15 protein-coding genes and 1 pseudogene are annotated in these 13714 nt (G+C 63.7%); 11 read left to right on the top strand and 5 right to left on the bottom strand.

Annotated elements, in window-relative coordinates; genetic code table 11:
- Window positions 1-49 precede the first annotated feature (49 nt).
- The gene (ald, locus tag ABW18_RS00860) at window positions 50-1165 is read right to left on the bottom strand and encodes an alanine dehydrogenase (RefSeq protein ID WP_049697136.1); all 1116 of its coding nucleotides are present in this window, start codon (window positions 1163-1165) and stop codon (window positions 50-52) included.
- A gap of 173 nt (window positions 1166-1338) precedes the next feature.
- Between ald and ABW18_RS00865 the strand changes: the two genes are divergently transcribed.
- From ABW18_RS00865 to ABW18_RS00880, 4 genes are all read left to right on the top strand, one after another.
- Window positions 1339-1821, top strand: coding sequence for an Lrp/AsnC family transcriptional regulator (locus ABW18_RS00865; protein WP_005204483.1), 483 nt, complete (start codon window positions 1339-1341; stop codon window positions 1819-1821).
- A 75-nt stretch (window positions 1822-1896) separates the two neighbouring features.
- The gene (gene dapB / locus ABW18_RS00870; RefSeq protein WP_049697137.1) at window positions 1897-2649 is read left to right on the top strand and encodes a 4-hydroxy-tetrahydrodipicolinate reductase; all 753 of its coding nucleotides are present in this window, start codon (window positions 1897-1899) and stop codon (window positions 2647-2649) included.
- A gap of 6 nt (window positions 2650-2655) precedes the next feature.
- Window positions 2656-3171 (top strand): hypothetical protein, encoded by a 516-nt coding sequence (locus ABW18_RS00875; protein ID WP_049697138.1) that lies wholly within the window; start codon window positions 2656-2658, stop codon window positions 3169-3171.
- Window positions 3168-3620: a flavodoxin family protein gene (locus ABW18_RS00880; protein WP_049697139.1), complete on the top strand. Its 453-nt coding sequence runs from the start codon at window positions 3168-3170 to the stop codon at window positions 3618-3620. The genes ABW18_RS00875 and ABW18_RS00880 overlap by 4 nt, the downstream gene beginning before the upstream one ends.
- Here the strand turns inward: ABW18_RS00880 and ABW18_RS00885 are convergent.
- Window positions 3610-4443, bottom strand: a complete 834-nt coding sequence (locus tag ABW18_RS00885; RefSeq protein ID WP_049697140.1) for a hypothetical protein — start codon at window positions 4441-4443, stop codon at window positions 3610-3612. The two genes, ABW18_RS00880 and ABW18_RS00885, sit on opposite strands and share 11 nt — an antisense overlap.
- Before the next feature lie 161 nt (window positions 4444-4604).
- On the opposite strand from ABW18_RS00885, the gene ABW18_RS00890 reads away from it, so the two are divergent.
- Window positions 4605-6221 (top strand): hypothetical protein, encoded by a 1617-nt coding sequence (locus ABW18_RS00890; protein ID WP_235434254.1) that lies wholly within the window; start codon window positions 4605-4607, stop codon window positions 6219-6221.
- A gap of 29 nt (window positions 6222-6250) precedes the next feature.
- On the opposite strand, the gene ABW18_RS00895 is transcribed toward ABW18_RS00890, so the two are convergent.
- Window positions 6251-6460, bottom strand: a complete 210-nt coding sequence (locus tag ABW18_RS00895; protein WP_053117313.1) for a hypothetical protein — start codon at window positions 6458-6460, stop codon at window positions 6251-6253.
- An 85-nt stretch (window positions 6461-6545) separates the two neighbouring features.
- On the bottom strand, window positions 6546-7367 hold the full coding sequence (locus ABW18_RS00900) for a hypothetical protein (protein ID WP_049697141.1): 822 nt from the start codon (window positions 7365-7367) through the stop codon (window positions 6546-6548).
- Between the two features lie 209 nt (window positions 7368-7576).
- On the opposite strand from ABW18_RS00900, the pseudogene ABW18_RS00905 reads away from it, so the two are divergent.
- Together ABW18_RS00905 and ABW18_RS00910 are read left to right on the top strand one after the other, a co-directional pair.
- Window positions 7577-7744, top strand: a pseudogene (locus ABW18_RS00905) (flavodoxin family protein); the annotation flags it as partial.
- A gap of 230 nt (window positions 7745-7974) precedes the next feature.
- Window positions 7975-8652 carry a GAP family protein gene (locus tag ABW18_RS00910; RefSeq protein ID WP_049697473.1) on the top strand — a complete coding sequence of 226 codons (678 nt, stop codon included), beginning with the start codon at window positions 7975-7977 and terminating at the stop codon, window positions 8650-8652.
- A gap of 6 nt (window positions 8653-8658) precedes the next feature.
- Here the strand turns inward: ABW18_RS00910 and ABW18_RS00915 are convergent, their stop codons facing one another.
- Complete coding sequence (locus tag ABW18_RS00915; RefSeq protein ID WP_049697142.1) at window positions 8659-9030, bottom strand: HNH endonuclease; 372 nt, start codon at window positions 9028-9030, stop codon at window positions 8659-8661.
- Between the two features lie 105 nt (window positions 9031-9135).
- Here ABW18_RS00915 and ABW18_RS00920 point away from each other — a divergent pair, with 105 nt between their 5' ends.
- The 4 genes from ABW18_RS00920 (at window position 9136) to ABW18_RS00935 (ending at window position 13649) form a co-directional block, all read left to right on the top strand.
- Window positions 9136-9969, top strand: coding sequence for a thymidylate synthase (locus tag ABW18_RS00920; RefSeq protein WP_049697143.1), 834 nt, complete (start codon window positions 9136-9138; stop codon window positions 9967-9969).
- Between the two features lie 228 nt (window positions 9970-10197).
- On the top strand, window positions 10198-11859 hold the full coding sequence (locus ABW18_RS00925) for a PE-PPE domain-containing protein (protein ID WP_049697144.1): 1662 nt from the start codon (window positions 10198-10200) through the stop codon (window positions 11857-11859).
- A 9-nt stretch (window positions 11860-11868) separates the two neighbouring features.
- A complete protein-coding gene (locus tag ABW18_RS00930; RefSeq protein ID WP_049697145.1) occupies window positions 11869-12393 on the top strand; it encodes a dihydrofolate reductase in 525 nt (174 codons plus the stop codon).
- Between the two features lie 11 nt (window positions 12394-12404).
- Complete coding sequence (locus ABW18_RS00935) at window positions 12405-13649, top strand: winged helix-turn-helix domain-containing protein (protein WP_049697146.1); 1245 nt, start codon at window positions 12405-12407, stop codon at window positions 13647-13649.
- The last annotated feature ends 65 nt before the right edge of the window (window positions 13650-13714 follow it).

Consider the following 13714-nt stretch of genomic DNA (forward strand, 5'->3'; position numbering starts at 1 on the left):
CGGGCCCGAGGCGATCTCGGGTCCGGCGGTCTCGCGATGGAGGTCGTGGTCAGTTGGTGGCGAACGGGTTCTGCTCGGCCGGGATATCGAGCGCTGCGCCGACCTCGGCGTTGAACAACGCGCCGGCGTGGGTGCTCAGGCCGCCTGCGAGTGCGGCGTTGTCAGCCAAAGCCTTTTCCCAGCCCTTGTCGGCGAGCTGCAGCACGTAGGGGAGCGTGGCACCGGTGAGCGCCTGCGTCGATGTGCGGGCGACGGTGCCGGGCATGTTGGCGACGCAGTAGAACACGGTGTCGTGCACGGTGAACGTCGGGTCGTCGTGGGTGGTGGGCCGCGAGTCTTCGAAGCAGCCGCCCTGATCGATAGCGATGTCGACGAGCACCGCGCCCGACTTCATCTGCGCGACAAGGCTGTTGGGGACGAGCACGGGTGCCTTCGCGCCGGGGACGAGCACCGCACCGATCACGAGGTCGGCCTGCTTGACGGCCTCGGCGAGTGCGAGCGACGTCGAGTAGCGGGTGTGGACGCGTCCGCCGAAGCGGGCGTCGACGGCGCGAAGTTTGGCGATGTCGAGGTCGAAGACGGTGACCTGTGCGCCCATTCCCATCGCGATGGTCGCGGCGTTGACGCCGCTGACACCAGCACCGATGACGACGACGTCGGCGGGTTCGGTGCCGGGGACGCCGCCCATCAGCACGCCGCGGCCGCCTTCGGAACGCATGAGGTGGTAGGCGCCCACCTGGGGAGCGAGTCGGCCGGCGACCTCGCTCATCGGGGCGAGCAGGGGCAGCGAGCCGTCGGCGGCGCGGACGGTCTCGTAGGCGATCGACGTCGTCTTGGAAGCCAGCAGCGCATCGGTGCACGGGCGGCTGGCCGCGAGGTGCAGGTAGGTGAAGATCGTCTGGCCCTCGCGCATGAGTCCGTACTCGGCCTCGATCGGCTCTTTGACCTTGAGGAGCAGGTCGGCCTGCTCCCAGACCGCGGCCGCGGTGTCGAGGATCTGTGCGCCCGCGGCCTTGAAGTCGGCGTCGTCGATGGCGGACCCGAGGCCTGCACCTGCTTCGATGATCACGTCGTGGCCGCGCTTGGTCAGCTCGGCGACACCGGCGGGCGTGATGGCGACGCGGTATTCGTTGTTCTTGATCTCTGTGGGGATGCCGATACGCATCGGGAACTCCTAAGAAAGTTTTGGGGTGGTGGTCACGTGGTGGCGCTGCGGAGGCGCTGCTCTGCGCTGAACACCTTCAAGCGTGAAGGAACGTCGACAAGCGCACAACATTGATGAGGAAAGTTCTGTAGATTGTGTATCTGGATGAAGAATCGTCATATCGAGGAGTTGTGATGGCCGCCACGCCGAAGGATGTTCGGGCAGTCGAGCTCGACGCGACCGATCGAGAACTGCTGCGTGTCCTGCAACTCGATGCGCGCATCCCCAACAGTGAGCTCGCGGCACGAGTGGGGATCGCGGCGTCGACAGCGCACGGGCGCCTCCGACGGCTCGTCGACGCCGGTGTGATCCGCGGATTCTTCGCCGACGTCGATCCGGCTGCGGTCGGACGGCCGTTGCGAGCGATGGTCGCCGTGAGCTTGCAGTCGGATGCTCGCGGGCAGATCCGCCAGTTCGTCGGCGAGATCGCACAGCGAGACGAGGTGATCGACGTCTTCTTTCTCGCAGGTGCCGACGACTACCTGCTGCACGTCGCGACCGCCGACACGGAGGCATTGCGCACGTTCGTCGAGATGCTCAATGCCAGACGCGAGGTCGCAGGGACCACGACGTCGCTGGTATTCGACCACCAGCGTGGCGATGCGCCGATCTACTGAGGGTGGGCACGAAAGTGCCGCCCACTAGACTCGGACAAGAATGTTCGACCGAGCACGCACGAAGAGGGAGCACCGATGAGCGACGAGATCAGAGTTGGCGTATTCGGCAGCGGGGGCAAGGTCGGGCAGGCCATGGTCGACGCTGTCGAGGCCGCCGAGGATCTCGTGTTCACCACCGGCGTCGACAAGGGCGACGATCCCGTTGCCTTCGTCGACACAGACACCTCCGTCGTCATCGACTTCACGCATCCCAGTGTGGTCATGGATAACCTGAAGTTCTTGATAGAGAACGGAATTCACGCGGTCGTCGGTACGACAGGTTTCACGGCGGAACGTCTTGCGCAGGTGCGCGAGTGGTTGTCCGACGCGCCTGGCGTCGGGGTGCTGATTGCACCCAACTTTGCGATCGGAGCCGTCCTGTCAATGCGTTTCGCGCAGCAGGCCGCACGCTTCTTCGACTCCGTCGAGGTCATCGAGCTACACCATCCGCATAAGGCCGACGCGCCGTCGGGCACCGCATATCGCACGGCGGCGCTGATCGCCGAGTCGCGTGCGCAGGCGGGCGTCGGGCCGAGCCCAGATGCCACGACCGAGGAACTCCCCGGTGCGCGGGGGGCCGTTGTCGACGGCGTGCGTGTGCACTCTGTCCGACTCGCCGGTCTCGTCGCACACCAGGAGGTCCTCCTCGGCACGCAGGGTGAGACGCTGACCATCCGCCACGACTCGATCGATCGCAGTTCGTTCGCGCCGGGTGTGCTGCTCGGCGTTCGCCAGATCGGCACCCGGCCGGGCCTGACCGTCGGGCTCGACGAACTGATGGACCTGTAACTGCCGATGTCTGCCGAGCCGAGCAAGAAGCAAAAGAAGGATCCGACGCAGCGCGACGCCCGCCCGATCGTGTGGATGATCGCGTTTCTCGTCGTCGCGATGATCGTCTACTTCGTGCTGCTCGGCAGGACCGGTGTGCAACTCATTGCGCACGGCGGCGTCGTGGCGGTGGGGCTCGGTATCGGAGTGTTGATCCTGCCGTTCCTTGGTGCGTGGCTGATCTGGTCGACGTTGCGTGCGGGCATCGAGCATCAGAAACTGGCGCGGATCATGGCGCAGGAGGGACGTGAACTCAACGTCTCCGACCTGCCGCGTCGAGCGTCGGGTCGCATCGAACGTGAGGCTGCTGACGAACTGTTCGCCCAGGTCAAGCAGGAGTGGGAAGCAAACCCGTCCGATTGGCACAACACGTATCGGATCGCGCGCGCCTATGACTACGCGGGCGATCGCTCTCGAGCCAGAGAGATGATGAAACGCGCCGTGGCGCAGTTCCATGGACGTGAGCAGCGGCCAAGCGCATGAGTCGCCTGCTGATCGTCCACCACACGCCGTCGCCGCATTGCCAGGCGATGTTCGAGGCGGTGGTCAGCGGTGCAACGGACCCCGAGATCGAGGGCGTCGACGTCGTGCGTCGTGCCGCACTGTCGGTGTCGACCAGCGACTTCCTCGACGCCGACGGGTATGTCCTCGGCAGTCCCGCCAACCTCGGTTCGATCTCAGGGGCCCTCAAACACGCCTTCGATTGCTCGTACTACCAGATCCTCGACTCGACGCGGGGCCGCCCGTTCGGCCTCTACCTTCACGGCAACGAGGGGACGGAGGGCGCGGAGAACGCGGTCGACCGGATCACCGCGGGGCTCGGCTGGGAGAAGGCCGCGGAGTACGTCATCGCGTCGAACAAGCCGGACAAGGCTGTGCTCGAGGCGTGCTGGGAGCTGGGTGCGACGATCTCGTCCCAGCTCATGGGGTAGGCGTATCAGTTGACCCATTGCCCGTGATCTCCTCGAATTCAGCCTGGCGATTGTGCTCGATGGACTGATGAAGGGTTTGCCACACGGTCGGGTCGAGATCCGAAAGGTCCTTTGGGAAAGGGGCATCGACCGGCGCGGTCAGCGCGCGGACTTCCTCGTCCAGTGTGGTGGTGGTAACCACCACATCGTCAGTCAAGACATCAGAACTGACCTCCAACAGCCCATCTTCGATCAGGGTCTTTAACATCATTGCTGTGTAGATGACTCGATCGCAGATCCGCGCCACTCCGTGGGCGGCGGCCTGAAAACGATCGTCGATGCTCAACTCGCGAACGATCGGGGATCGAGGCGATGCCGCATGAACGACGTCTCCGTAGAGCCAGGCGTACATCAGCTTCCGGTCGGTGATAGAGCCATTCGGAGTCGTCACGAGATATGCCTGTGCGTCGCGGTTAGCGTCGATGATTTCTCTCCAGAACTCTCGCCACCAATCCAAATCTATTTGCTCGCTGAGCGTTTCGGCACCTACAACCTCGGCGAGTGCATCGAGGACCTTGTCGTAGTAGATCGGTTCGCTGCTCAGAATCAGCGGACGGACTCTGCTGGCCAGCGACTCTAGAATCTCTTCGTCGGGATACTCAGCCCGTAGCCGATAGGTTTCTTCACCAGTCTTCGCATTCACCGTTACCGCCACATTGACTTCGCCTGTGTGCAGCTTCTCCATCAGCGCTGCCTGATCACGGATCAGCGAGTGCTCCATGATTCGGCGCGCACGGAGAATGAAACCTTCAACAATCGCCTGCGGGGTGGGCTTCTTGGCCATTCGACAACTTTAGGCGGAGGGGCGGACACCCACGCGCCGTATCCATGCGGGTGGGTGTCGAGGCCATCCATCGTCACCTTCCTCGCCGCAAGTGACTGATCTACCACTGGGGGCGGGTGCGGGCTCGACGCCTACCCGCTAATTGGTTCAGACTATTCGCAATGCTCCAGCGTGTCGGGGGCACCGTGTATCTGTATGCCATGACTTTGACAGTGCCCGAAGACATCCCGCGCTTCCGCTACATGCGATACGTTCGGCCTCCGGCAAATACGACCGGGACCCAGCGCGACGCGCAGCCCCTGTTCCCGATCCAGCCAAGTACTCGCACAATGCGAGTTGGCATTGACATCCAGACCTTGCCAGAACCGACGGCGGAACTGCTAAGGGTGGTCGGTCGGGACGACGAGGTTGAGCCGATTTTGATGGTCCAAAACGATGCTGGCGAACCGACAGCGTGGCTTCGTGCCCTCGGCTCTAGCGAGTGGTACGAGTTCACATTCACCACCGTGGAGGACGCCCCGATGTTCGCCGACGCATCGACTGTTGGTATTTCCGGCTATCGAGACGGCGAGCAATGGCTGTGGACGTCGGGGAACTTCTTCAGCATCTACGCGCAGCTCGATGAAGCGGCTCGCAAGGCATATTCGGACGACGATGGCCTGACCCTTGCCGATCGGCACAGAGCGTCTGCACTGGCAGCGGCGGCCGGTGCTGTTGGCGTAGACGTCATCGTCACGACGGCTCCGACCGCACTGCGAGACGACGTGGCCGACAATGACTCGGTCATCAGTGTCACCCCCAATCAGCTGCTACCCCTGTTTGGTCATTACCTTCGCAGCACAGGAAACCACGTGCTGGAATCGGCGAAGGGCAAATTGCAGGGGGGAAGTACGTATGTCCGAAAGTACAACGCCACATCCGTTGTCGACCTTTACCTCGCCGGGATCGACGCTTCGGTACCGCATCTCACCGCGATACGCCTGATGGCCACGATGGGCCGTGACTCTGATCTCGTCGAGTCTATGGCCGCGATAGCGCTGCGCCTAGGCCGTGCAGCGCGAGCCGTCGACAATCTCCTCGCTGTACTCAGTAACGGCAGCTCATCTGAGATGCAGCGGTCGGATACCGCCGAGATCACCGCCGAGGCATTCGACCGAATCTTGCTCTATCTTTGTGCGGCGATGGACAGATACGCTCGCGTAACCCGAACGCTACTCGACACAAGTCTGAATCCGGACAAGCAGCGTGGTTCGCTCACATCGGCGGTTGAACTGCGTTCGGTGATCGAGCAGTTCGAACCGACCGACACATCGAAACTCGAAGCGCTCGGCGCGTATGCGCGGGTCATCGGTCAGCTACGAAACCGTATTCATGCGTTGCCGCTCGATGCGCAGCACCAGCTATCTCGGGGCTATGGTTCGTCGACAACGGTGGCTGTAACTCTGGACGGCCTCGCTGAGTTTGATCCGGGTAGCACACCACTGAACCAGGACCAACTAGACCGCTTAGGAGTTTGGAACGCGCAGTCCTCAAATCCCTTTGAACCACGTTCATATGCCGCTGATCTAGCGACACTAGCGACCACGTTGTTTAAAGAGACGCTCCGATATGTCGAGGAGTTCTCACATTTCCTCATCCGCAATAAGACTCTTGCGACGATCACGACTGTGCAGCACCCAGTGCTGGGGTGTTGGGCGGACGATCCACGCCCGATGCCAGATGCGACCGGGAATGAGGTTCTGTATCGGGAGATGCTGGGATGGGCGGACTTTGGGTAGTAGGCGGTTCCTCGGCGGGACGCGATGGATCAGCCTCGCACGCCTGCCGGGGTGACCCCGAAGGTGCCCGGCGTCGCACCGCTCCTGATGTTGGCGAGTGCGAACGAGCGGGCGTCGGGGTCGTCGAGGGGCAGGAACAGCGCCTTGTCGACGTCGGACTGGGGTACCTCGCCATCGGTGTAAAGCTGGTGGGCGAGTCCGGCGATCGAGCCCCAACAGTTCGCCACCAGCCGCGGCATCGCACCTCTGTTGTCGCCCGATTCGCGGAAGGCGTCGAAGGCGCGGTGGTCGATGTGACGATCATGTACCGCTGGGGTGCGGAACTCAGATCAGTGGTCGCTGCGACTCGGGAAGGGACTCGATGTAGTCGTGCTGCGGGATTGTTCGGAGCTGACGCATCGTCGGTACGGTCCAGCCATTTTCGCCGGGGCGAGGTCCCCAATCGTCGAGCCACCACGGAAGGATTCCCAGCACGTAGCCGACATCCTTGGTGTCGCCCCACACCGCGAACTGCATCCCGAACTTGCGTAGCGCGAAGATGCAAGCCTTCACGTACTTCAGTCCGGCCAGGACCTCGCGAGCCTCGGCCTCAGTGATCGTGACAGTTTTGCGGTTATGGATCGCCCACCTTGCTTCGTGCGTGGTCACGCTGGTCTGGCTTTCCTCGTCCCACAGTCCGATGCCTCCCATGGTCACGGTCATCTCGTTAGGCTCCCAGTAGGGCACACGGAGAACCGTCACCGACTGGTTGGGACTCTGACCCGTGACCGAGGTGAAATGCAGCAAGTGACCGAGGTCGTCACGCATCGACTTGGCGCGCTTACACTCGTCGGTCCACTCAGTCTTGCTCGGTAGTCGCAGATTCAGCTTTCGGGCGACACGGCGCAGATCGCGTGCTATGTGCTCACCGTCCGGGTAGAAGAACGGCGGCTCCGTTGGCGGGTTCTCCGCGATGTTGTAGCGCAAGAACCGGACCTCCTCGATCACGGTCTCCCATGCGCCGCACACCTGCCAGAGGAGCCGACAGATTTCGGTCGACGGTTCGCTGAACCACTCGTCGGCGACGCGCTCACTCGCCTCGATCTGGCGTTCAAACTCATCGAACGAACTTGGGCTCTCCGACTTGTCACTGCTGTCACCGATCATGCGGGCTACGCTATCGCCCGCGGGTCCGGGGGATTATGGCGATTCCACCGCACTGCCTACGCGGCGTTGTGGTCGGGGTCGGCGTCCTCCAAGTGCGCCCTGACGGCCTTGCGCGCGTGCTGTTGAGGACCGGCGCACCGCGTTAGCGTGCCAGGTGGCCGCGCCGCTGCCGGTCATTCACGACGGCCACCGACCCGCGCCGCCCGTTCGGCAACGAGGGGACGGAGGGCGCGGTGAACGCGGTCGACCGGATCACCGCGGGGCTCGGCTGGGAGAAGGCCGCGGAGTACGTGATCGCGTCGAACAAGCCGGACAAGGCTGTGCTGGAGGCGTGCTGGGAGCTGGGCGCGACCGTGGCCGCTGGGCTATCGACCTAGGCGGGCCGGCAGGGATCGCAAACGCGGCTCGAGTCGGTGAACGCGGCTGGTGCACCAGCCGCGTCTGCCAGTTCGAGCCGCGTCTGGAACGTGAGGACACGGGCCGACGCCACCGCGCATTTTGTGCCGACTTTGCGGCCATCTACGACGAAAATGCACGACTGCTGGAAAACTTGCGCAAACAATCGTCGGCGAGTGCGGAAGGCGTCAATCGTGACAGGAGCAGCGGCGTGATCGCCACCGCGGTGGGAGATGTGTTGCCGATCGCGGTGACGGTCGCGATCAGTCCGGTCGCGATCATCTCGGGTGTCGTGCTCCTGTTGTCCGAACACGGCCGCGCCAAAGCGGTGCTCTTTGCTGTCGGGTGGATCGTCAGTCTGCTTGTCGTGACGGGCATCGCGGTCGCGGTGACGGACGTGGCAGAAGAGGATTCACCCGCCGCCACGGATGACGGAGTCAAGATCTTCACCCTGATACTCGGGCTGATCTTCCTTGGACTAGCAGTGATTTCCTGGCGAAGGCGACCCGCGCCCGGTGAGCCGGCAAGCGAAGCGAAACTCCTCGCCAGGGTGACGGCGATGTCGGGGCTGTCGGTGTTGGGGCTCGGGCTTGTCGAAGCGGTGGCGATCGTGAAGAACGTGCCACTCAGTCTCGGCGCGGGGGCGCGAATTGCCGAGGACACCGGGAACCGGTCAGAGGCGTGGATAGTGCTGGTGATCTATGTCCTCATCGCCAGTCTCGGCATCCTGCTCCCACTGCTCATTGCGATAGTGGGAGGTCACCGGCTCGATCCGGCGCTGAACAACTTCAGGGAGTGGCTCGAGGCAAATATCTCGCCGATCACCATCATCACGTGTCTCGTCGTCGGTGTGTACTTCGTCGGCAAGGGACTCGCAGTGTTCTCGTGAGGCCGGTCATTCCGTCGGTTGCGCCTCTTCGAAGGCGTCGGTCAGTTCAGCGATGATCTGGGCCTGCCGGACCAGGAACAAGCGTTCGTCGAGCTTCTTGCGACGCATCCACGTGGTGACCTCGGTATTGCACTTGCTGGCGTTGCATGATCGGCAGCACGGCACCACATTCCCCAGCGTGTAGCGACCACCACGGGAAATCGCCAACATGCAATCACGTTGCAGCGCAACACCATCGGCGCGACAGTATGCGCAGCCGCCCCACGCTTCTTTGAGTGCTGCCCACTGGAGGGGAGTCAGGTCGTGCGATTTCGCCGCGACTCGTGACCTGCGACGTCGTGCGTAGCGGTTGGCGCGGGTACGCGGGCGGGGCGGCACATAGCGAGCCTAGTCTCTTGTCACCACACATCACACGAGCCACACGCAACCCACGGGGGTGTCGCGAAGACCGGGGGCAGGTGCGACGGCCCTAGACTGGCAGGCGTGAGTACGGCCATCCGCGACCTCAGCTCGACAGAGACGATCCCGACGCCATATGAAGACCTGCTGCGTCTGGTGATGGACACCGGCACGCCCAAGGCCGATCGCACCGGGACCGGAACACGCAGTCTGTTCGGGCACCAGCTTCGCTACGACCTCGCTCAGGGTTTCCCGCTGGTCACCACCAAGAAGGTGCATCTGAAGTCGATCATCTACGAATTGCTGTGGTTTCTGCGCGGCGATTCCAACGTGCGATGGCTCCAGGACAGAGGCGTGACGATCTGGGACGAGTGGGCCGACGAGAACGGCGAACTCGGCCCCGTCTACGGCGTGCAGTGGCGGAGTTGGCCGACTCCGTCGGGTGAGCACATCGACCAGATCTCCGCGGCGCTCGAGATGCTCAAGACCAACCCCGACTCGCGACGCAACATCGTGTCTGCGTGGAACGTGGGGGAGATCCCGCAGATGGCGTTGCCGCCGTGCCACGCGTTCTTCCAGTTCTATGTTGCCGACGGCAAGTTGTCGTGTCAGCTCTATCAGCGCAGTGCGGATCTGTTCCTCGGAGTGCCGTTCAACATCGCGTCGTACGCGTTGCTCACGCACATGATGGCGCAGCAGGCCGGCCTCGACGTCGGGGAATTCGTCTGGACCGGCGGGGACTGCCACATCTACGACAACCACGTCGACCAGGTCAACCTGCAGCTCTCGCGTGAGCCGTATCCGTATCCGACGCTCCGACTGAATCCGCGCGAGTCGATCTTCGACTACGAGTTCGACGACATCGAGATCGTCGACTATCGGTCACACCCGGGAATCAAGGCGCCTGTCGCGGTCTGATCACGAGCAGCATCCGTTGTCCTTCGAACGGAGTGTTTATCGTGGCCTACTTTTCAGTGCCGACGGTATCGAAGTGTGATGTGTGTTACATCATGATTCACCGCGCGGAGATCTGATGGGCCTCACCGCACTCTGCCGGTCTCGTCGGTCGGGAGTGCCCTCGCGACCAACGGGCTGACTTTCGAAGTCGGGTCGGGAGCGGTCGGCCCGATCGGTTGGTAACTACATATGGGATCGATTCTGCGCGTCTGCGCCGCGATGGCGTCGGCGATCGGTGGCGTCATCGGAGCTGTCTGGGCGGCTGCCGTCATGACGGTGGCGAACGCGGCGACCGTCACGGCGCTCATCATGGGTGGTACCTGGAATCCGTTGGTGGACTTCGGTCCTCAAGCGCAAACCGACGAGTTCGTCGACACCTATCTCAACCTCATCGCGTCGAACTACCTCGCGCAGGCCAGTGGTGTGAACGCGGCCGACCTCAACAAGGTCGCCGTGTACACGCCGGAGGAGTTCGCGCCATTCACCGCGGGCGACCTGAGTTTCGATCGTTCTGTCGCGCTCGGAGTGGCGAATCTGAGTGCCTGTGTATCGGGTGCGAATGCGTGTCCGCGCAATCTCTCGTTCGGCACGCCCGCCGCGGGCGATCAGCTCGTCGTGTTCGGATACTCGCAGAGCACCAGGATCGCGGCGATCACCAAACGGTCGCTGATCGACTACTACTCGAGCGTCGGCTGGGCGTCGGCTCCCGACGTGTCTTTCGTTCTGGCCGCGGACGTGAACAGGCCCAACGGGGGAATCCTCGCGAGGTTCGCAGGATTGTCGATTCCGTTCCTCGGTATCAGCATGGACGGCGCGGCGCCGACGAACAGTTGCGTCGACGAGCAATGTCATTTCCGCACAACCGATATCAGCTTCCAGTACGACGGCTTCTCGGACTTCCCGTCACACCCGCTCAACGTGATCGCTGACCTGAACGCGGTTCTCGGCATCGCCTATCAGCACGGCCTCTATCCATTTGAATCACCGCTGGGCGCACCGGGCACCGTCGATCAGGGCGAGTACGGGGACACGCACTATTACCTGATTCCGGCAGAGGTTCTGCCGATCCTCGTTCCACTGGTGGGCGTGCTACCCGCGACGTGGATCACCGCGCTGGATATGCCGTTACGCACCATCGTCGAAATGGGATACAGCCGCGACATCAGTCCGGGGGAACCGCTTCCGGCGCAGTGGTTCCGGTTCTCGCCGGTGCGTGACGCCATCACCGTTGCGATCGCGATCGCGACAGGTATCGACGACGCTGTCGCGCAGAAGTCCGGCGATCCGTCCAACCGGCCACTCGGCACAACGGCAATCAACGGACCATTCGGGGTGCCGGAGTTCAGCTTCCGAGACTGGTTCGACGCCGCGCATCCCGACAGTTCAGCTGAATCCTCGCGCAGTTCGACTGTCGAGTTGTCGGCGGCTCCTGTCGCCGCTCAGGCACGATCCGCGCAGGTGAACGATTCGACCGTGGCACTTCCCGGTCAGCGCGACCCGGAGACGTCGGTGCCGCGCGCCGCCGAATCGGGCGAGGCTTCGGACAACTCGGCGGCGGGGGCCGAATCCATCAAGCCGGACACGCCGCCCTCCGGTCGTTCGGCGGCACCGCCGCGGCCTGGCAATCAACCGCAGGTGCCTTCGGAGGGCGAGTCGGCAGATCCTCCGAATGCGGGTGGCGGACCCGAGAGCGATAGCCGCCCTGTCGATGACGTGCCGAGTACCACCGACCCGGCAACAGCGCCGGCAGGCGGTACTCAGGCGACCGAAGGTGCTGCGGTACCGCATGATTCGTCACAGGTAGATCGGGGCGCGTCGACGCTCGGAGAGCCTGTCGGAGCGCGGCGGTAGTCTCTGTCCATGGCCACCGTCATCACACTCGTCTGGGCCCAAGACCGCGTCGGCGCCATCGGGCGTCAGAATGCGATTCCGTGGCGCGTTCCCGAGGACATGCGCCGGTTCCGCGAACTGACGGGCACCGACCCGGTCGTGATGGGACGAAAGACGTGGGAGTCGCTGCCCGAGCGATTTCGGCCGTTGCCGGAGCGCCGCAATGTCGTGATCACCCGCAACAGCGACTACGTCGCGCCAGGAGCCGAGATTGCGGGTTCGCTGCGTGAAGCGCTCGATCGGATCGTCGGCGCCGTCACGGTGATGGGTGGCGGGGCCATCTACGAGGCCGCGATGGAACACGCCACGCGATTGCACGTGACCGAGATCGACCTCCTCGTCGAGGGCGCCGACGCGTTCGCACCCGAGATCGACCCGTACGGGTGGGAGGTCGCGGAGACGACGTCGTGGGAGACGTCGTCGGGCGGACTTCGCTATCGATTCGTCGACTACTCGCGTCACGGCGCGACGTCGGATGTGCGTCGGGGAGCTTGATAGCCTCCGCGATGGCGTCTCCCGAGCTCACGGCCGCGCAGGCGGCCCGAATCGCCCTCACCGCACAGGGATTCGGTCCTCGACCCTTCGCGGGAACCGTGACACGCAAGCAGGTGTCGCGGATCGTCGAACGCACGCGATTGATCCAAATGGACTCGGTGAACATCGCGGTGCGAGCGCACTACCTGCCGTTGTTCTCGCGACTCGGCACCTACGACCGAACCCAGCTCGACCGCGCCGCGTGGCATCCCGGACGGGCCACTCGGATGCTCGTCGAATACTGGGCGCACGAGGCCGCGCTGATTCCGGTCGACGACTGGCCGCTGTTCGGGTGGCGGATGGAAGAGTACCGAGACGGACGGTATCTCCACACACGAGAACTCATGCGCGACAATCGGGCTCTCGCGGCAGACATTCGGGCGCTCATCGCCGAGATTGGACCGTCGACGCCGCGCCTGATCGAGAGTCATCTCGGAATCGAGCGTGAACCCAGTGCGCCCGGCGGCTGGTGGAATCGCGGCGACGTGAAGCATCTGTGCGAAGCGATGTTCGCCTCCGGTGAGTTGTCGGCTGTGCGAGACGCCAACTTCGGACGCCATTACGACCTCACCGAGCGCGTCGTCGGCGAGGTCGCGCAGCGCCGCATCGGCAGGGTCGATGCGCACAGACAGTTGGTGACGAATGCCGCTGCGGCACTTGGCGTCGCGACGGTCGCCGATCTCGCCGACTACTACCGACTCAAGCCCGCCGAGGTTCGCGGTGTCGTCGCCGAGTTGGTGGAAGACGCAGTGCTGCAACAGGTCTCGGTGCGTCACTGGAAAGACCCCGCGTTCGTGCACGCCGACACCGTGATTCCGCGTCGCATCGCCCATGCGGACGAACGGTCGGCGCTGCTGTCACCGTTTGATCCGCTGGTCTTCTTTCGTCCGCGTGCCGAACGGCTCTTCGGTTTCCGCTATCGCATCGAGATCTACGTACCCGAACACAAACGCGTACACGGCTACTACGTGCATCCCTACCTGCTCGGCGACGAGATCGTCGCACGCGTCGATCTCAAGGCCGACCGCGCCGCGGGTGTGCTCCGGGTGCCTGCGGCCCACCTCGAGGAGGGGAGTGACGCAGGCATGGTCGCCGAGCGCCTCGCAACCGACCTCGCAACGACGGCGCAGTGGCTCGGACTCGACGGCGTCGAGGTCGGTTCCCGAGGCGATCTGGCTGCCACCTTGGCTCATGCCACCGTCGGGGCTTCGGCATGACATGCTGTTCCCGGCTTTGAGACAATCCAGCAGGCATTCACCACATCGAAGAGTTCACGAGAGGT

The sequence above is a fragment of the Gordonia jacobaea genome (assembly GCF_001186365.1).
Classification (GTDB): domain Bacteria; phylum Actinomycetota; class Actinomycetes; order Mycobacteriales; family Mycobacteriaceae; genus Gordonia; species Gordonia jacobaea.